At 61.5% G+C, this 17,431-nt stretch carries 13 protein-coding genes; 4 read left to right on the forward strand and 9 right to left on the reverse strand.

Annotated elements, in window-relative coordinates; translation table 11 throughout:
• Positions 1-42 precede the first annotated feature (42 nt).
• The 4 genes from GT571_RS01400 to GT571_RS01415 form a co-directional block, all read right to left on the reverse strand.
• Complete coding sequence (locus tag GT571_RS01400; protein ID WP_240136128.1) at positions 43-792, reverse strand: sugar transferase; 750 nt, start codon at positions 790-792, stop codon at positions 43-45.
• Between the two features lie 85 nt (positions 793-877).
• Positions 878-1,468: a hypothetical protein gene (locus GT571_RS01405; RefSeq protein ID WP_161154980.1), complete on the reverse strand. Its 591-nt coding sequence runs from the start codon at positions 1,466-1,468 to the stop codon at positions 878-880.
• Positions 1,469-1,795: 327 nt separating this feature from the next.
• The gene (gene thrS, locus GT571_RS01410) at positions 1,796-3,559 is read right to left on the reverse strand and encodes a threonine--tRNA ligase (RefSeq protein WP_161154982.1); all 1,764 of its coding nucleotides are present in this window, start codon (positions 3,557-3,559) and stop codon (positions 1,796-1,798) included.
• 229 nt (positions 3,560-3,788) lie between these two features.
• Entirely contained in the window at positions 3,789-4,220 is a 432-nt protein-coding gene (locus GT571_RS01415; RefSeq protein WP_055251579.1) for a double zinc ribbon domain-containing protein, read from the reverse strand.
• A gap of 566 nt (positions 4,221-4,786) precedes the next feature.
• On the opposite strand from GT571_RS01415, the gene GT571_RS01420 reads away from it, so the two are divergent.
• From GT571_RS01420 to GT571_RS01435, 4 genes are all read left to right on the forward strand, one after another.
• Positions 4,787-6,241, forward strand: a complete 1,455-nt coding sequence (locus GT571_RS01420) for an FAD-dependent oxidoreductase (RefSeq protein ID WP_161154983.1) — start codon at positions 4,787-4,789, stop codon at positions 6,239-6,241.
• Between the two features lies 1 nt (position 6,242).
• The gene (locus GT571_RS01425; RefSeq protein ID WP_161154984.1) at positions 6,243-7,589 is read left to right on the forward strand and encodes an NAD(P)/FAD-dependent oxidoreductase; all 1,347 of its coding nucleotides are present in this window, start codon (positions 6,243-6,245) and stop codon (positions 7,587-7,589) included.
• Between the two features lie 3 nt (positions 7,590-7,592).
• On the forward strand, positions 7,593-7,991 hold the full coding sequence (locus tag GT571_RS01430) for a DUF1667 domain-containing protein (RefSeq protein WP_161154985.1): 399 nt from the start codon (positions 7,593-7,595) through the stop codon (positions 7,989-7,991).
• Positions 7,992-8,167: 176 nt separating this feature from the next.
• Positions 8,168-9,256: a M24 family metallopeptidase gene (locus GT571_RS01435; protein ID WP_161154986.1), complete on the forward strand. Its 1,089-nt coding sequence runs from the start codon at positions 8,168-8,170 to the stop codon at positions 9,254-9,256.
• A 105-nt stretch (positions 9,257-9,361) separates the two neighbouring features.
• On the opposite strand, the gene GT571_RS01440 is transcribed toward GT571_RS01435, so the two are convergent.
• The 5 genes from GT571_RS01440 to tig all read right to left on the reverse strand — a co-directional run bounded on the left by GT571_RS01440 (position 9,362) and on the right by tig (position 17,392).
• Entirely contained in the window at positions 9,362-10,705 is a 1,344-nt protein-coding gene (locus GT571_RS01440; protein WP_117746378.1) for a bifunctional folylpolyglutamate synthase/dihydrofolate synthase, read from the reverse strand.
• A 280-nt stretch (positions 10,706-10,985) separates the two neighbouring features.
• Positions 10,986-13,682 carry a valine--tRNA ligase gene (locus GT571_RS01445; RefSeq protein ID WP_161154991.1) on the reverse strand — a complete coding sequence of 899 codons (2,697 nt, stop codon included), beginning with the start codon at positions 13,680-13,682 and terminating at the stop codon, positions 10,986-10,988.
• A gap of 211 nt (positions 13,683-13,893) precedes the next feature.
• A complete protein-coding gene (clpX, locus tag GT571_RS01450) occupies positions 13,894-15,306 on the reverse strand; it encodes an ATP-dependent Clp protease ATP-binding subunit ClpX (protein WP_161154993.1) in 1,413 nt (470 codons plus the stop codon).
• A 1-nt stretch (position 15,307) separates the two neighbouring features.
• Complete coding sequence (locus GT571_RS01455; protein ID WP_022095182.1) at positions 15,308-15,928, reverse strand: ATP-dependent Clp protease proteolytic subunit; 621 nt, start codon at positions 15,926-15,928, stop codon at positions 15,308-15,310.
• 162 nt (positions 15,929-16,090) lie between these two features.
• Positions 16,091-17,392, reverse strand: a complete 1,302-nt coding sequence (tig, locus tag GT571_RS01460; RefSeq protein WP_338400644.1) for a trigger factor — start codon at positions 17,390-17,392, stop codon at positions 16,091-16,093.
• Positions 17,393-17,431 lie beyond the last annotated feature (39 nt).

A 17,431-nucleotide genomic window follows, 5' to 3' on the forward strand; every position in this document is an offset into this window, starting at 1 on the left:
TAGCTATCAATTCAATTCTTCCTGAATCTTTGGAGTGCATAATTAGCAAGCACCGCCACCGGTAAAGACCTCAACTACTGTGAGGAGAACGATCTTTAAATCGGTAACCACGCCGCGCTTGGCGATATACTCCAAATCGCGGCGGACCATGCCGTCAAAGTCGGTGTCGTTGCGGTCCGTAACCTGCCACCAGCCGGTGATACCTGGCTTAACAGCAAGGCGCTGCAGGTCGTACTCGGTGTACTCGGCCACCTCGTTGGGCAGCGGCGGGCGCGGACCCACGACGGACATCTGGCCCAGGAACACGTTCAGGAACTGCGGGAACTCGTCGATGGAGTGCTTGCGGATGAACTTGCCGATCCTGGTGACGCGCGGGTCCTCCTTCATCTTGAACATGGCGCCGGCGATCTCGTTTTGCTCCTTGAGTTCGGCGAGGCGCTCGTCGGCGTCCTTGTACATGGAGCGGAACTTCCACATGCGGAAGGTGGACAAGCTGCCGTCGGGGCGGGTCTGGCCCACGCGGATCTGGCTGTAGAAGGGGTTGCCCTCGCTCTCCAGGCGGATAGCGACGGCAAGAATCAGACCGGGGATGGCGATGGCAGCAAGTACGGCACTGCTGAACACGATATCGAACGCTCGCTTGACGGCACGGTAGGCTAGGCGCGAGCGATCCCAGTCCATAATGGATTGCATGGCCTTGTAGCGGCCGGCGCCCTCACGCCGGTCCATGGCCTGAGCAATGAGCGCCGCCCCCGCGGGCACATTGCTCTCTGTTACTTCTTTAGCAGCCATAGTCAAACTTACGTCCCCGTTCCCCAGGGATCCCCCAATCGGTAAATTTAAATAATGCGAACGAACAGCCGGTACAACGTCTCCCTTACGTTTTGCTGGGAACGTCAAGCGGTAGCAGCTCCCTAAAAGCGGAATCGCCATCGCCCACGTCTACCAGGCACCAGCGTTTATGACGGTCGATCTTTTTAACGCGAGCCTCTTGCCCCACCAAGGGGCCCTGTTCTATGTGCAGCACGCCGTCTTCTATGCGCGCGACGCTGTTGCGCACCACGCCGTCATCGTCCAGTACGCTGCGGTACCAGTCCTGTGCATCGTCCGGCATGGGCATATACGCCCGCTCCCTACTACCGGCGATGCGACAGCCAAAGCTCAACTGGGCCAAAGCCCTATCGAGCGCAGTGGCATCGTGCGTGGCGACGAAGAAATATTCCTTGTACATGGGTTTGGTTTGGAGCGACCATGCACCGTCCTGCTTAAACCAGAACTCCTTTTGCATTACAAAAGCGTCCTGCATCAGGTTGTGCGGGATAATGCGGCGAACCTTTTCGCAGGTCTCGCGCTCTTTTCCAATGGGGGTGTGGACCAGATACCAGCGGACGCGGCCGTGCTGGCTGTTGGTGGTGGCGCCGTTAAATGCGCCCGGCAGCTGCTCTTGGCGCCGTGCCGTCTGTTCCATGTTCTCGCCCCCTCTTTTTGGCTTTGCGATGCACGCAAATGCAGGGGCGTTTAGAACAGGCTTCTCGCTCGCAGCTAGGCGCAGTCGCAAAAGTACAGGTTTTTATAGAGGGGTATGGAGATCTACCTACTAGCAGTACATTTTGCGTAATCTGGGCAAACGCTGATTAATTGCTCGTATAATGCTGTCTGTCGTAAGATACAAAAACCTGTACCTTTTTGTGCAACAAAAAAAGCCGCTCAACCTGCGGCTTTTCTTATTTGGGCATGAAAAAAGGCGACCGCCCTATGTGGACGGTCGCCTTTGTAAATTGTTGTGTCAGTTGCCTTAGGCGCGGGTCTTGATCTCCTCAGTCACCTTGGCAACAAACTCGTCGACGCTCATCTGAACGGTCTCGTTGGAGCGATCACGGACGGAGATGTTGCCGGCCTCGACCTCCTTCTCGCCCAGGATGAGCATGTAGGGCACGCGGTCGATGCTGCGGGCCTCGCGGATCTTGTAGCCGATCTTTTCGTCGCGGTCGTCGCAGACCACACGAATGCCGGCCTCCTCCAGCTTGGCGCACACCTCGTGGGCGTAGTCGCGGCTCTTCTCAGAGACGGGAAGTGCCTTGACCTGCACGGGAGCAAGCCAGGTGGGGAACTTGCCCGCAAAGTGCTCAATCAGAATGCCAATGAAGCGCTCGATCGAGCCAAAGCACACGCGATGCAGCATGATGGGGCGCTTCTTGGTGCCGTCGGCGTCCACGTACTCCAGGTCAAAGTTGAGCGGCATCTGGAAGTCGAGCTGGACGGTACCGCACTGCCAGGTACGGCCGAGCGAGTCCTCCAGGTGGAAGTCGATCTTGGGGCCGTAAAAGGCGCCGTCGCCCTCGTTGACCACGTAGTCCATGCCAAGCTTCTCCAGAGCGGTACGCAGGCCCTCCTCGGCGCGCGCCCAATCCTCGTCCGAACCCATGGAGTCCTCGGGGCGGGTGGAAAGCTCAACGTGATACTTAAAGCCAAATTTCTGGTACACGGAGTCGATGAGGTTGACCACGCCCACGATCTCATCGGTCAGCTGGTCGGGACGCACAAACAGGTGGGCGTCGTCCTGGTTAAAGCAGCGCACGCGGAACAGGCCGTGCAGGGCGCCGCGCAGCTCGTGGCGGTGCACCAGGCCAATCTCGCCGGCGCGGATGGGCAGCTCGCGATAGGAGTGCGGCTTGGAGGCGTACACCAGCACGCCGCCCGGGCAGTTCATGGGCTTAATGCAGTACTCTTCGTCATCGATGACGGTGGAGTACATGTTGTCCTTGTAGTGGTCCCAGTGGCCCGAGGTCTTCCACAGCTGCTTGTTCATGATAAGCGGCGTGGAGATCTCCACGTAGCCGGCCTTGTGGTGGATCTCGCGCCAGTAGTCCAGCAGCGTGTTCTTAAGGATCATGCCGTTAGGCAGGAAGAACGGGAAGCCGGGGGCCTCGTCGCGCATCATAAAGAGGTCCATCTCGCGGCCGATCTTGCGGTGGTCGCGCTTCTTGGCCTCCTCCAGCATGTGCATGTGCTCGTCGAGCTCTTCCTTGGTGGCAAAGGCGACACCGTTGATGCGGGTGAGCATCTTGTTGTCCTTGTCGCCCTTCCAGTAGGCGCCCGAGACGCCGGTGAGCTTAAAGGCCTTGAGGGCCTTGGTGTAACAGATGTGGGGGCCGACGCACATGTCGATGTAGTCGCCCTGCTGGTAGAAAGTGATGCGGGCGTCTTCGTCCAGGTCGCCGATGTGCTCGACCTTGTACTTCTCGCCGCGCTCCTCCATAAGGGCGATGGCCTCGGCGCGGGGCTTCTCGTACACGGAGAACTTGAGGTTCTCCTTGACGATCTTCTTCATTTCAGCCTCGATCGCGGGGAAGTCGTCCTCACTGATCTTGACGCCCTCGGGCAGGTCGACGTCGTAGTAGAAGCCGTTGTCGGTCGCGGGGCCGTAGGCAAAGTCGGCCTCGGGGTACAGGCGCTTGATGGCCTGCGCCATGATGTGCGCGGCGGAGTGGCGGATGACGTGCGTGACCTCGTCCTGCGGGAGCTCGGCCACCGAACCGTCATTGTAGAGTGCCTTCATGGGTATGTTTTCTCCTCTCGGATGCCTAATGCAAGTGCGTGCGATGCGCTCGGCGTTTTAACTTGCATCATTATAGGCAGGTTGCCTTGGTATACAAGCGCCCGCCGCACCTTAATGGCACGGCGGGCGATTTTCTACGCATGCTTCATCGTGTGAACGCGGGGTGCGCGTGTGGCTTGCGCGGGACGCGCGGTGCCCGTGGCTAGCGGCCGGCCCGGCGATGGATGCGTTACTGGATGCGAGTTCGGCAGTAGGGGCAGACCTTCCAGTGCGCATCGAGCGGACGATGGCAGCTGGGGCAGACGTTGCGAACCTGGGTGTCGCACACCGGGCAGACGACGAAGTCTTTCTCGATGGGCGCGCCGCACTGCGGGCAGGTGCCGTACTGGGCAAGCTGGCGCTCGCGCAGGGCCATGTCCAGCTCCTGCTCCTCGCGGTCGGACGCGTAGGAGTGCGGACGCAGGACCAGGTAGGCGATGAGGCCTACAAACGGGATGAGGGCGATGATGCCCCATGCCACGTAGGCGCTGGCGCCGCGGCGGCGAGCGTCGATGAACACATAGACGACCGACAACACGTACAGGGCGATGATAAAGCCAACGAAGGCATAGACGACGCCCATAAGCTGCGGCGACATGAGCTCGGAGATGTACTTGGACATTACGGGTACCTTTCGGGATATTAACAGTCCGGTCAAGTTTACCACGGGGTTTGTTTATATGGGACCACGGCTGGGTACGGGGCTGATGCGGACACAAACATCTCAATCTGTAACAGGAGGGAGCGGAATCCGGTCCTAGATGTTTCAGAACGAGACACAGGGGTCCCTCCCCGACTTCAATCTCGATCTGTAACATCTTGGGCCCCAAAACCCCTCTTGCTGTTACAGATCAAGACATTCAAAATCCGCCGGAAGGTTTGTCTTGATCTGTAACATCTAGAACCCAAATCATCAGCTAACTGTTACAGATTGAGACAAAGGAAAACGTCAAGGCCAAATTTCTCAATCTGTAACAACCACTCGGCAAAAACGGTCCCAGATGTTACTGATCGAGACAAATCTTCGAGACCAGAGCTGGCAGGCAAGATTGTCGACGTTACTGAGTCTCCCCCTCGTCTGCCGTTGGCGGGTGTTGCAGGGCTGTTCGCCGCATTGCCGCCGCGCTGGGGGCGTGCAGACCGTAGGATAGACTTATTGACAGCCTGTCAACTCGTCTGGGAGGCACTGTGACAGAAACGTTTGATATCGCGATTGTCGGCGCGGGCATCACCGGATGCGCCATCGCGCGACAGCTCGCGCGGTTTGACCTGTCCATTTGCGTGGTCGAGGCGGCTAACGATATTGCGCTGGGAGCGTCGAAGGCCAACGGCGGCCTGGTGCACGCCGGCTACGATCCGGCGCCGGGCACCGTAAAGGCGCAGGTCAACGCCCGTGGCTGCGAGTTGTACGGTACGTGGGCGCAGGAGCTGGGCTTTTTGTTTTGCCGCACCGGGTCGATGGTGTTGGGCTTTAACGACGAGGACCGCGCGCATCTTGAGAAGCTGCGGTGCAACGGCCATGTCAACGGTGTGCCCGAGCTGTCGATCGTCGGACCCGACCGCATCCACGAATTAGAGCCGCGCGCCAGTACCAAGGCGACGTGCGCGCTGTGGTGCCCCTCGACTGGGTTTGTCGACCCGTTTGAGGTTGCCATCGCCGCGCTGGAGAACGCCGTGGCCAACGAGGTGACGTTTATGCGGTCAGCGCCGGTGGAAGCGATTGAAGTCGCGGTCTCGGGCGACGACGCTCACTTTACGCTGGCAACCCCCGCTGGCAACGTGCGCTGCCGCTACCTGATCAACGCCGCGGGCAACGGCGCTGCGGACATCTCGCATATGGCGGGTGCCGAGGAGTTTCAGATGGTATGGCGTCAGGGCAACATTGTAGTGCTGGACAAGGAGCCGCGCACGCTCATGCCGCTCTACCCCGTGCCGACGCCGGTGTCCAAGGGCGTTATCGTGACGGGCACCGTGCACGGCAACACCGTGATAACCGCCACGGCTGCCGTTCGCGAACCGGGCGACACGCAAACCTATGCGAGCGATGTGAACGCGCTGCTGGCCGGCGCGCGCAAGCTGGTGCCCGACCTGGACACGCGCCGCGTGGTGCGCGCGTTTGCCGGCGGGCGTCCGGTCATTCAGGGAACGAACGACTTCTTTATTGGACAGTCGGCCGTGGTGCCGGGGCTGTTCCAGGCGGCGGGCATTCAGTCGCCGGGCGTGGCGAGCGCGCCGGCCATTGCCGAGCGCATGGAGCATGTGATGCGTGAGGCGGGCGTGGAGCTGCACGAGCGGGCGGATTGGAACCCAATTCGCCGCGCGCCGGACGACTTTGACCGCGCACCGCTGGCGCGCAAGGAGGAGCTGATCGAGTCCGATCCCGCGTGGGGACAGATTGTCTGCCGCTGCGAGACGGTGCCCGAGGCCGAGATTGTGGCCGCGATCCGACGCCGCCCGGGTGCAATTTCGGTCGAGGGTGTCAAGCGCCGCTGCCGTGCCGGCATGGGTCGGTGCCAGAGCGGGTTTTGCCAGAGCCGCGTGGTGGCGATTCTTGCCCGAGAGCTGGACTGCGACCCCAGCGAGGTGTTGTTGGAGGATGCCGGTTCTTGGCTGGTTGAGGGACCTTTGAAGGGGGTGCGCTAGGATGGCAGAACTCAAATCGAGCGCGATTGATTGCAGCGTCGTAGAAGCCGTACAAACGCAAGCCTTCGACGTGGTCGTTATCGGCGGCGGACCTGCCGGCATGGCGGCCGCGCTGGCCGCTCATAAGGCCGGAGCGCGCGTGGCCATCGTGGAGCGCGAGCAGCACCTGGGCGGAATCCTCCGCCAGTGCATCCACCCTGGCTTTGGCCTGTCGCACTTTAAACAGGAGCTCACCGGTCCCGAGTACGCGCAGCGCTTTATCGACCAGGTGCACGCAACCGACATTGTGCTGTTCCTGAACAGCATGGTGATTGGGATTGATTCAGGCGAGCCTACGGAAGACACCGCGGTCCATGCCGTCACGCTCATGAGCACCGCCGGCATGCTACAGCTCACCGGGCGCGCGGTCGTCCTTGCCATGGGTTGCCGCGAGCGCACCCGCAGCGAGATCAAGATCCCCGGCAGTCGTCCCGCCGGCGTGTTTACGGCCGGCCTGGCGCAGCGATACATCAATATCGAAAACCTCAAGCCCGGCTCGCGCGCCGTCATTTTGGGTTCCGGCGACATCGGGCTGATCATGGCACGTCGCTGCACGCTCGAGGGGATTTCGGTCGAGGGCGTGTACGAGCTCATGCCGTACGCCAACGGCCTGCGCCGCAATGTGAAGAACTGCCTGGACGACTTTGACATTCCGCTGCATCTGTCCACCACGGTCACGCGCGTGATTGGGCACGACCGCGTGGAGGCCGTCGAGGTAAGCCAAGTCGACGAGCGCCTGGCGCCCATTGCCGGGACGGAGCGCATTGTTCCGTGTGACACACTGCTGCTTTCGGTGGGTCTGATTCCCGAGAACGAGCTTTCGGTTGCCGCAGGCGTGGAGCTTGACCCACGCACGCGCGGCGCCGTGGTGGATCAGAGTCTGCAGACGGGCGTGCCGGGCATCTTTGCCTGCGGCAACGCGCTGCACGTGCACGACCTGGCCGACAACGTGACGACCGAGTCCGAGCACGCCGGTGCGGCTGCGGCGGCGTGGGCTCTGGGGACCGGCGCGAGCGCCGTTCCGGACTGCGAGCTCACCGTCTCCCCTGCCGGCATCGCGGGCTACGCGCTGCCGGGACGCATTACGGCTGTGGCGCTCACCAAGCTCAACTTCCGCGTGCGCCGGCCAGTCAATACCGCCTGCGTGAGGATCTTGGCCGACGGCGAGGAACTGTTCATCGGCAAGGTCCGCGCGTTTAAGCCGAGCGTTATGGAAAGCTTCCCACTCCCGGCAAAGGTGATTCAACGTGCACTCGACCTGGGCGTCAGCGAGATTGTCCTGTCCGTCGACCCCGTTGAGGAGGCATAGCTCATGAGCACCAATGCGACCGAAACGCTGCAGTTCAACTGCACGACCTGCCCATCCGAATGCCTTCTGACCGTAGAGGTGGAGCGCGTCGCCAATGGCGCCGTGGTGGAAGTGCGCTCCGTAACCGGCAACAACTGCCCGCGCGGCGATAAGTTCGCACATCAGGAGCTGACCTGCCCCATGCGCGTGCTCACCACCACCGTAGCCGTATCCGGCAGCGACGAGGCGCTGCTGCCTGTCCGCATCGCCGAGGCCATCCCGCTAGAACTCCACGCCCAAGCCATGGCCCTCATCCGCGGCCTAGTCATCGACGCCCCCATCCGCATGGGCGACATCGTGCTGGAGAACCTCCTAGACACCAACATCAACCTAATCGCCAGCATGGACATCGGCCCTGTCTAAGCAGCCCATTTGGGACGGGGGCCTTTTAGCTACCCCGCCATCCACCCTGCCCTCCTCAGTTGCGGTGAAATAGATCCTGATTTCCGCCATAACCCCGGCATCTAGGAACTATTCCACCGCAACTTATGTGGAGGCGCTTGGGATACTATGGTGGCAACCTAGCGAAAGGATGATTCATGGCACATGTCGATGACCAGCGTGTGGCGCGCGTGCTCGATGCGCTCGAGGCTCAGCACCCCGGCGCGCAGCTGCTCGTAAACGATCCGTGGTCGATCTATTACCTGACCGGCTTTTATGCCGATATGTTCGAACGTTTTTGCGGCGTGCTGCTCGCACGCGATAGCGAGCCTGTGATCTTGGTCAACGCGCTGCATCAGCTGCCCGAGTACGACAATGCCCGCGTCGCCTATCACACCGATACCGACGTTGTGGCCGACGCCATTGCGCGCGAAATCGATCCGACCAAACCGCTCGGCATCGACACCGTCATGCGTTCCGGCTTTTTGATGCCGCTCATGGAGCGCCACGCAGCCAGCGAGTTTTTCCTGGGCGACTTTGCCGTCACCGCCGCGCGCACCCACAAGGATGACGCCGAACAGGAGCTCATGCGCGCGTCCTCGGCCGCTAACGACGCCGTGATGGCCGACGCCATCAAGCTCGTCCACGAAGGTGTGACGGAGCGCGAAATTGCCGACCAGATGCTCGGTCTGTATCGCATGCACGGCTGCGAGGGCTTTAGCTTTCCGCCCATCGTGAGCTTTGGCGCCAACGCCGGCGACCCGCATCACGAGCCCGACGATACGGTACTCAAGCGCGACGACGTGGTGCTGTTCGACATTGGCGGGCGACGCTGCAACTACTGCTCGGACATGACGCGCACGTTCTTTTGGGGCGAGCCGGACGAGGAGACGGCGCGCATCTACGACATCGTGCGACGTGCCAACGAGGCCGCCGAGGCGCTTATCGCACCTGGCGTGCGCATGTGCGACCTGGACCGTGCCGCGCGCGACGTGATTGAGGACGCAGGCTACGGCAAATACTTTACGCATCGCCTGGGCCACTCGATCGGCCTGCAGGACCACGAGCCGGGCGACGTCTCACTCGTCAACGAGCAGGTCATCGAACCGGGCATGACCTTCTCCATCGAGCCGGGCATCTACCTCCCCGGCAACACCGGCGTCCGCATCGAGGACCTTGCCCTAGTGACCGACAACGGTGTCGAGATTCTCAACGCCTACCCTCACGACCCATTCCGCCTAGACTAGCCTGGTCCCCAAGCCCCCAAACTAAGTTGCGGTGGAATAGTTCCTGGATGGGCTGCTAGAACCCAAAAACAGGAACTATTTCACCGCAACTGATGAGGGGATGGGCTAGCGCAGCAGGCCGGCTACTTCGCCGGCTAGGGTGATGGTGCCGGCGGCAACGAAGGACTCGCCCACGGCGTCAAAAGCCGCGAGAGCCTCGGGCACGCTAGGGTACACACCGGCAAGCTTGTTGGCGTCCACCAGGGCAGCAAGTTCCTCTGCCGGCAGGGCGCGATCGGAATCGGTCTGGGTTACGACCACACGCGGGAAGGCCGGAATCAGAACATCGACAATACCGGCCACATCCTTGTCGGCCAGTGCGGCGCACAGCAGCGTGGGGCGATTCTCGACGCACGGATCTATCTCGTCCAGCGCGCTCACAAAGTTCTCGCAGCTCTGAGGGTTATGGCAGGCGTCGATCAGCTTGAGCGGATCGGTCCCCAGCACATCAAAACGACCCGGCGTGGGGCAGCCCATAAGCGATGCATCCAGCGCATCGTGGTCGAGCTCGCGGCCCAAATACCCCTCGCACAGCATAATCGCGCACGCAGCATTCTGCGGCTGGTAGGCCGGCTTAACCATGCTTGACGTATAGATCGCACGCGGCGTGGTGCAGCTAAACTCAACCGTGTCGCCCACGTGTGCCGGAACCTTGGTTGTGGCATGGTTCACCACGAGCGGCACCACACCGCACTCACGGCAACGGGCATCCATCACGCGCTGAACGCTCGCCTCATGCGTACCCTCGCCCAAAACAACAAAGCGCCCAGGCTTAATAACCGCAGCCTTCTCCCCCGCAATGGCCTCGAGCGTGTTGCCCAAAATACGTGTATGATCGAGCCCAATGCCCGTAATGGCAACGGCGACGGGATCGGTCGCACTCGTGGCGTCCCAACGCCCGCCCATGCCAACCTCAAGCACGGCTACGTCCACGCAAGCCTCGGCAAACACTACAAGTGCAGCAGCCGTCAGCAGGTCAAACGGTGTGATGGTATAGGCGCGCTCCCCTGCCGCCACACGGCGCGCATTCACGCGATGCCCCGCCTCGACAGCTGCCGAAACGCCATGGGCAAAGGCCTCGTCGCTCACGACGCACCCATCAACCTCCATGCGCTCGGGATAGCGCACCAGCTGTGGCGACGTATACAGCGCGGTTTTGAGCCCCTCACCACGAAGAATGGCAGCCGAAAAACGCGTAGTCGAAGTCTTGCCATTGGTACCGGCAACCTGGATGCAATCGAAATACTCGTCCGGACGCCCCAGCTCATCGAGCATATCGACAACCGTCTCAAGCAGAGGACCAGCATCCCCAGAAATCCGCCCCGTATCAGCAGCAAGCCCCACAGCCTCATCAAACGAAAGCAGCTCAAACGAGAAAGGAACGACATACGACCCAGAACGCTTAGCCATAACCCAAAGTCCCCCATAACAGAAAAAGAGGCCCATTAAATAGAATGAGCCCCTCGCGTTCAAAAAATCAGCCAAACACCGCTTTGCAGCAACCTCAAGGCCACAACCCAGTGGCCCTAACATGCCGGGCGCAGACAACCACGTAAACGAACTGGGAGCGGTTTGGGGCTTTGCTCGATACAAGTTCCGCACGAGCCGAAGGCCACTTAATGTGGCCTTCGTGCGAGCAGGACTGTCCGCAGTAGCGAGCAAAGCCCCAAACCGCGTCCCCCAGTACCGCCTACGAGAAGTCAGCAACCTGCGAGTTCAGCGCCGCCAGGATCTCCTTGAGCTCAGCTGCACGGTCCCTCTTCTTCTGGACCACCGCAGGCGCGGCCTTGGCCACAAAGCCCTCGTTGGCGAGCGTCTTCTCGCAGCCGGCGAGCTCCTTCTGCGCCGCGGCGATCTCCTTCTCAAGACGCGCCTTCTCGGCCGAAAGATCGACCTTGCCCTCGAGCACCACAAAGACCTCGACGCCGCTGTCGACCACGGCGATGCTCGCGGCCGGCTTCTCAACGTCGGTACCCATGACCAGCGAAGCGGTGTTGGCCAGCGGCTCAATGGTCGAACGCAGGCTCTCGAGCTTCTCGATGTCCTCGACACCGGCGCGCACGACCACGTCGAGCTCGGCCTTGGGGCTCAAGCGATAACGCGAACGCGTGGCGCGGGCGGCGGAAACGACGGCGCGGCACAGCTCAAACGCGCGCTCGGCGTCCTCGTCGACATACTTGGCGTAATCGGCGGGCTCGGGCCACTTGGCAATCATGAGCGCCTCGGCGCGGTCGACGTTGCCCTCGGCATCCAGGTCGAGCACGCTGGCCGGCATGTTGTCCCAAATCTCCTCGGTGACAAACGGCATGAGCGGGTGCATCAGGCGAATGGAGGTATCCAGCACAAAGATCAGGTTGCGCTGAGCCTGCAGACGGCCCTCGCCCTTCAAGCGGGCCTTGGTGACCTCGACGTACCAGTCGCAGACCTCGTTCCAGAAGAACTGCTGCACGCCGCGGGCCATATCGCCAAAGGTGTAGTTCTCAATACCCTCGGTGACCATCTTAACGGCCTTGGCCAGGCGGCTGAACATCCAGGCGTCGGCCGGCGTCTCCACGACGGGCTCGCCGGGCGTGTAGCCCTCCATGTTCATGAGCAGGAAGCGGCTGGCGTTCCAGATCTTAGTCACAAAGCTCTTGGCCTGGTCGGTACGCGGGCTGTCGATGAGCTTCTTGGTCTTCTTGTCGATGTTCGCGTCGAACTTAACATCCTGGTTGTTGGTGCACAGCGTAAGAAGGTTGTAGCGCATGGCGTCGGCGCCGTACATACCGATGAGGTCCATGGGGTCAACGCCGTTGCCCTTGGACTTGGACATGCGGCTGCCGTCCTTGGCAAGGATCGTCGGGTAGATGACGACGTCCTTAAACGGCACCTCGTCCAGGAAGTACAGCGAGCTCATGACCATGCGGGCGACCCACAGCGCGATGATGTCGCGCGCGGTGACGAGCGCCGTCGTGGGATGATGGCCCTCGAGCAGCTCCGGCTTTTGCGGCCAGCCCTGCGTGGCGAAGGTCCACAGCTGCGAGCTGAACCAGGTGTCCAGCACGTTCTCGTCCTGATGCACGTGATGACCGCCGCACTTGGGGCACACATCGGTGTCCTCGGTAAGGGCGTCCTCCCAGCCGCAGTCCTCGCAGTAGAACACGGGAATGCGGTGGCCCCACCACAGCTGGCGGCTAATACACCAGTCCTTGAGATTCTCCATCCAAGTGGTGTAGGTCTGCGTCCAGCGCGCGGGGTGGAAGGTGACCTTACCGGAGTTGACGGCGTCGAGCGCCGGCCCCTTGAGCTTGTCGACGGCCACGAACCACTGCTCGGACAGCCACGGCTCAAGCGCGGCGTCGCAACGGTAGCAGTGCATGACGGAGTGGTCGTGCTCCTCGACGTGATCGAGTAGGCCGTGCTCGTCGAACCACTTGATGACCGCCTCGCGGCACTCCTCGCGGGTCATGCCGGTGAACTCGCCATAGCCCTCGACGACCACCGCGTGCTCGTCGAAGATATTGATCTGCGGAAGGTCGTGGGCCTGACCCATGGCGTAATCGTTGGGGTCGTGGGCCGGAGTAACCTTAACGAAGCCGGAACCGAAGTTGGCGTCGACATGCCAATCCTCAAAGATGGGAATCTCGCGATCGACGATGGGGAGCTTGACGGTCTTACCCACGAAGGCGGCCTTCTCGGGATCCTTCGGGGAAACGGCGACGCCCGTGTCGCCGAGCATGGTCTCGGGGCGCGTGGTGGCGACGACGATGTAGTCCTGGCCGTTGACCGGCTCGGTCAGCGGGTAGCGCAGGTGCCACAGATGGCCCTTCTCGTCCTTGTACTCGGCCTCGTCGTCCGAGATGGCGGTGGTGCAGTTGGGGCACCAGTTGACGATGCGCTTGCCGCGGTAGATCAGACCGTCGTGGTACCAGTCGCAGAAGACCTTGCGCACGGCCTGCGCGTAGTCCTCGTCCATGGTAAAGCGCTCGTTATCGAAGTCAACGGAGCAGCCCATACGCTTGATCTGCTCGACGATGATGCCGCCGTACTCGTGGGTCCAATCCCAGCAAGCGTCGACAAACTTGTCGCGACCGATCTCCAGGCGGCTAATGCCCTCGCTCTTGAGTTTCTTGTCGACCTTGGTCTGCGTAGCGATACCGGCGTGATCGGTGCCCAGTACCCAGCGCGTGGACTTGCCGCGCATGCGGGCCATGCGGATGATGGCGTCCTGGATGGAGTCGTCGGTGGCGTGGCCCATGTGGAGCTTGCCGGTCACGTTGGGAGGCGGAATGGTGACGGTGCAGTCGCCCACGCCCTCGCGGCGCTTGTAGTAGCCGCCGTCGAGCCACTTCTGCAGGATCGCCGGCTCGTTGGTCGACGGATCGTAATTCTTGGGCATCTCTTCCATATATCTCTCCCTGTCCCGCCGGGGAGGAATGTAGGCCCGCTAGGGTCTGCATTCCTCCCCTTAGGTATCGATTACTTCAGTCTGATATGACTTCGCTGAGGCTTAAACAAACACACAGAATAACACAGGTAGTTGGGGTTATTGCGTATATATAAAATAGCCTCCGACCACGGATGGTCGGAGGCTATTTGCAAGCACGAATTTGGCTGGTTTACCCGTAGATGCGTTGGGGCTGTTCTTCGCCCTTTACGGCAGCTTCGGTTACGACGACCTTGGCTACCCCTTCCTCGCTGGGGAGGTCGAACATCGTCTGCTGAAGCACGTCTTCGCAGATGGCGCGCAGGCCGCGGGCGCCGGTCTTGCGGGCAAGCGCCATGCGGGCGATCTCGTGCAGGGCAGCATCCTCAAACTCAAGCTCAACGTCCTCGAGCTGGAACATCTTGCGGTACTGACGCACCACGGCGTTCTTGGGCTCGGTCAGGATCGACACCAGGTCGTCCTCGTCGAGTGCCTGCGTCTGGGTCACGACGGGCGTACGGCCCACGAACTCGGGGATCATGCCAAAGGCGTTAAGGTCCTGCGGGAGCACCTGACGCAGCAGGTCGTTCTCGTCGACCGAGGTGGGGCCGGCGATCTCGGAGTTAAAACCTATACCCTTGTTGCCCACGCGGTCGGCGATGATCTTATCCAGACCCACAAAGGCACCGCCGCAGATGAACAGAATGTTGGTCGTGTCGATCTGCAACAGTTCCTGCTGGGGATGCTTACGGCCGCCGGTTGGCGGAACGCTGGCCACCGTGCCCTCAAGAATCTTAAGCAGTGCCTGCTGAACGCCCTCGCCCGAGACATCACGGGTGATGGAGAGGTTCTCGGCCTTGCGGGCGATCTTGTCGATCTCGTCCACGTAGATAATGCCCACCTGCGCGCGCTCAATATCGCCATCGGCGGCGTTGATGAGCTTGAGCAGGATGTTCTCCACGTCCTCGCCAACGTAGCCGGCCTCGGTGAGCGCGGTGGCATCGGCAATGGCAAACGGCACCTCGAGAATGCGCGCGAGCGTCTGGGCAAGCAGGGTCTTACCGGTACCGGTGGGGCCGAGCAGCAAGATGTTGGACTTGGCGAGCTCCACCTCGTCCATGTCATCGTCAAACTGGGCGCCCATGCCCGATGCCTCGTCAAAGGCGGACACCGCGGCACCGCCCTCGATCACGCGACGGTAGTGGTTGTACACGGCAACCGACATGGCGCGCTTGGCGTCCTCCTGGCCCATGACATAGGCCGAAAGCTCGTCATAGATCTCGTGCGGCGTCGGCACGTGCGTAATCACCTGACGGTCGTCCTCGAGCTCAAAACCCTCCGTCTCGGGGTCAACGGCGGGCTGAGACGCAGCCTGGCCGTGGTCGTTGAGGAAACCTGGGAGATTGCCGTTGCGGGCGGCGTCCATAAAGTCCGAAGCCAGCGACTCCTCCAGGATCTCGGAGCAGGCGGCGACGCACTCGTCACAGATAAAGATGTTGGTCGGGCCCTTTACGAGACGACGGACCTGGCCCTGCTCTTTTCCGCAGAAGGAGCAGCGGATGGGGTTGCCGTTCTCGTCAAAGTTGTCCTGCATGTTACCTGCCATCCTAGGCGTCCTTCGCGGCGAGGTCGCGCGAGGTGACGATACGGTCGATCAGGCCGTAGTCGAGGGCCTCGGCAGCGGTCAAGTAGTTATCGCGCTCGGTATCGGCCTGGACCTTCTCGATGGGCTGGCCCGAGGCGTCGGACAGGATCTGGTTGAGCTCGCGGCGAGTCTTCTTGATCTCCTCGGCCACAATCTCAATCTCGGTCTGCTGGCCCTGGGCACCGCCGCTGGGCTGGTGAATCATAACCTTGGAATGCGGCAGGCAGAAGCGCTTGCCCTTGGCGCCGGCCGAAAGCAGCACGGCGGCCATGGACGCAGCCATACCGACGCAGATGGTGGAAACCTGCGGCTTGATGAAGTTCATGGTGTCCAGAATCGCCAGACCGGAGTAGACCTCGCCACCGGGCGAATTGATGTAGAGCGAGATATCCTTCTCGGCATCTTGGCTCTCAAGATGCAGCAGCTGGGCAACGACCAGGTTGGCGCTGACGGAGTTGATCTCCTCGCCCAAGAAGATGATGCGGTCGTTGAGCAGGCGCGAATAGATATCGTAGCTGCGCTCGCCGCGCGGCGTCTGCTCGATAACGTATGGCACGAGGGCGGAATCGAACTTAGCGATCATACGCATCTCCATTTCTCTTACGGACCAATAGTGGTTCTAGACAAACGTACGGTGCCCGCATGCTATGCATTGGCTGGCACCGTACGAAGCAACCGGATAACCGGCTTATAACTTTACCCCATCACGGGCGCATCCATGCGCTCGCGGGAAAGGTGGCGAGAATTACTCGGCGTCCTTGGCGGTCTCGTCGACCTCGGTCACCTTGGCGTTCTCGACCAGGTGGTCGACGGCCTTGGAGCGACGGATGGACTCGCGGACGGCAGGCATGCGGCCATCGGCGATGAACTCGGCCTTGGAAGCCTCGACGTCCTTGACGCCGGCCTTCTCGAACTCGGCGTTGATGTCGTCCTCGGTGACCTCAATCTTGAGCTCACGGGCGAGAGCATCGAGCGCCAGGGACTCACGGGCAACGTCGTTGGCCTGCTTGTGCAGGTCGCCGATGAACTGCTCCATGGTCAGGCCGGAAGCGGGCAGCCAGGTGTCGAGCGTCATGCCGCGGGCAGCGAGGTTGGACAGGAAGTTCTGGCCGAGCTCCTCAAAGACGGACTGCTCGTAGTCGGCGTCCATCTCGTCGAGCTGCAGACGCTCGGCGAGAGCGGAGACGCAACGGTTCTCCTTCTCGGCCGGCAGGCGGGAAGCCTTGTCCTGCTCGATCTCGATCTTGATGGCGTCGCGCATGGCCTCGATGCTGTCAAAGCCAAAGTCGGACTTGACGAGCTCGTCGGTGAGCTCGGGGGTGTTGCGGACCTTGATGCCCTTGACGGTGACCTCGACGGTGTGGGTCTCGGCCTCCTCGCCCTCCTCGACCTCGTCGGTCCAGGTAACGGACTTGACGTCGTCAACGTTGGCGCCGATCAGGGCCTCGTTGAACTCCTTGGGGTTGCTGTCGCTACCGGCGATGAGCATGCGGCCCTCGGCGGCGAAGTTGTCGGCGTTCTCGACAGCCTTGAGATCGACGGTCACATAGTCGTCAGCCTCGACGGCGCGACCCTCAACGTCCTCGAAGGTGGCACGGTAGTTGAGGAGCATCTCGACCTGGTTGTTGATCTCGGACTCGGTGACCTCCGCAGGGGGCATCTCGATCTCGACGGCGTCGAAGGAGGAGAGCTCGGCGGCAGGACGCAGGGAGAACTCGACGGTGTAGGTGTAGTCCTCGTGATCCTTGGCGAGGTCGAGCTCCTTGTAGTCACCGTTCTTGGTGGGGACGATGTCCAGCTCGTTGAGGACGACGGGCTCGTTGGCGGCGATCAGGTCGTTGGTAGCCTGAGCGAGGGTAGCCTCGGCGCCAAGAGCAGAGTCGATGACCGGACGGGGAGCCTTACCGGCACGGAAGCCCGGGAAGCGGTACTTCTTGGCGGTGTCCTTGTAGGCCTTCTTGATCGCGGCGTCGACGTCGGCGGCCGGGATGGTGACCGTAGCGGTGAGCTTGGCGTCCTTGACGTCAGAAGCGGTGATGTTCAACACGTTCCTCCTCATACTGCCCAGCTTATCTGAGGTGCTGGT

Origin of the sequence: Collinsella aerofaciens (assembly GCF_009876115.1) — a bacterium.
In the GTDB taxonomy this organism is placed as follows: Bacteria; Actinomycetota; Coriobacteriia; order Coriobacteriales; family Coriobacteriaceae; genus Collinsella; species Collinsella aerofaciens_N.

Bases quoted from the DNA above. Each gene is read 5' to 3' on its own strand.
- GT571_RS01400 (WP_240136128.1), bottom strand. From the start codon at position 792: ATGGCTGCTAAAGAAGTAACAGAGAGCAATGTGCCCGCGGGGGCGGCG.
- GT571_RS01425 (WP_161154984.1), top strand. From the start codon at position 6,243: ATGGCAGAACTCAAATCGAGCGCGATTGATTGCAGCGTCGTAGAAGCC.
- GT571_RS01415 (WP_055251579.1), bottom strand. From the start codon at position 4,220: ATGTCCAAGTACATCTCCGAGCTCATGTCGCCGCAGCTTATGGGCGTC.
- GT571_RS01405 (WP_161154980.1), bottom strand. From the start codon at position 1,468: ATGGAACAGACGGCACGGCGCCAAGAGCAGCTGCCGGGCGCATTTAAC.
- clpX (WP_161154993.1), bottom strand. From the start codon at position 15,306: ATGGCAGGTAACATGCAGGACAACTTTGACGAGAACGGCAACCCCATC.
- GT571_RS01430 (WP_161154985.1), top strand. From the start codon at position 7,593: ATGAGCACCAATGCGACCGAAACGCTGCAGTTCAACTGCACGACCTGC.
- GT571_RS01455 (WP_022095182.1), bottom strand. From the start codon at position 15,928: ATGATCGCTAAGTTCGATTCCGCCCTCGTGCCATACGTTATCGAGCAG.
- GT571_RS01435 (WP_161154986.1), top strand. From the start codon at position 8,168: ATGGCACATGTCGATGACCAGCGTGTGGCGCGCGTGCTCGATGCGCTC.
- GT571_RS01445 (WP_161154991.1), bottom strand. From the start codon at position 13,682: ATGGAAGAGATGCCCAAGAATTACGATCCGTCGACCAACGAGCCGGCG.
- thrS (WP_161154982.1), bottom strand. From the start codon at position 3,559: ATGAAGGCACTCTACAATGACGGTTCGGTGGCCGAGCTCCCGCAGGAC.
- GT571_RS01440 (WP_117746378.1), bottom strand. From the start codon at position 10,705: ATGGCTAAGCGTTCTGGGTCGTATGTCGTTCCTTTCTCGTTTGAGCTG.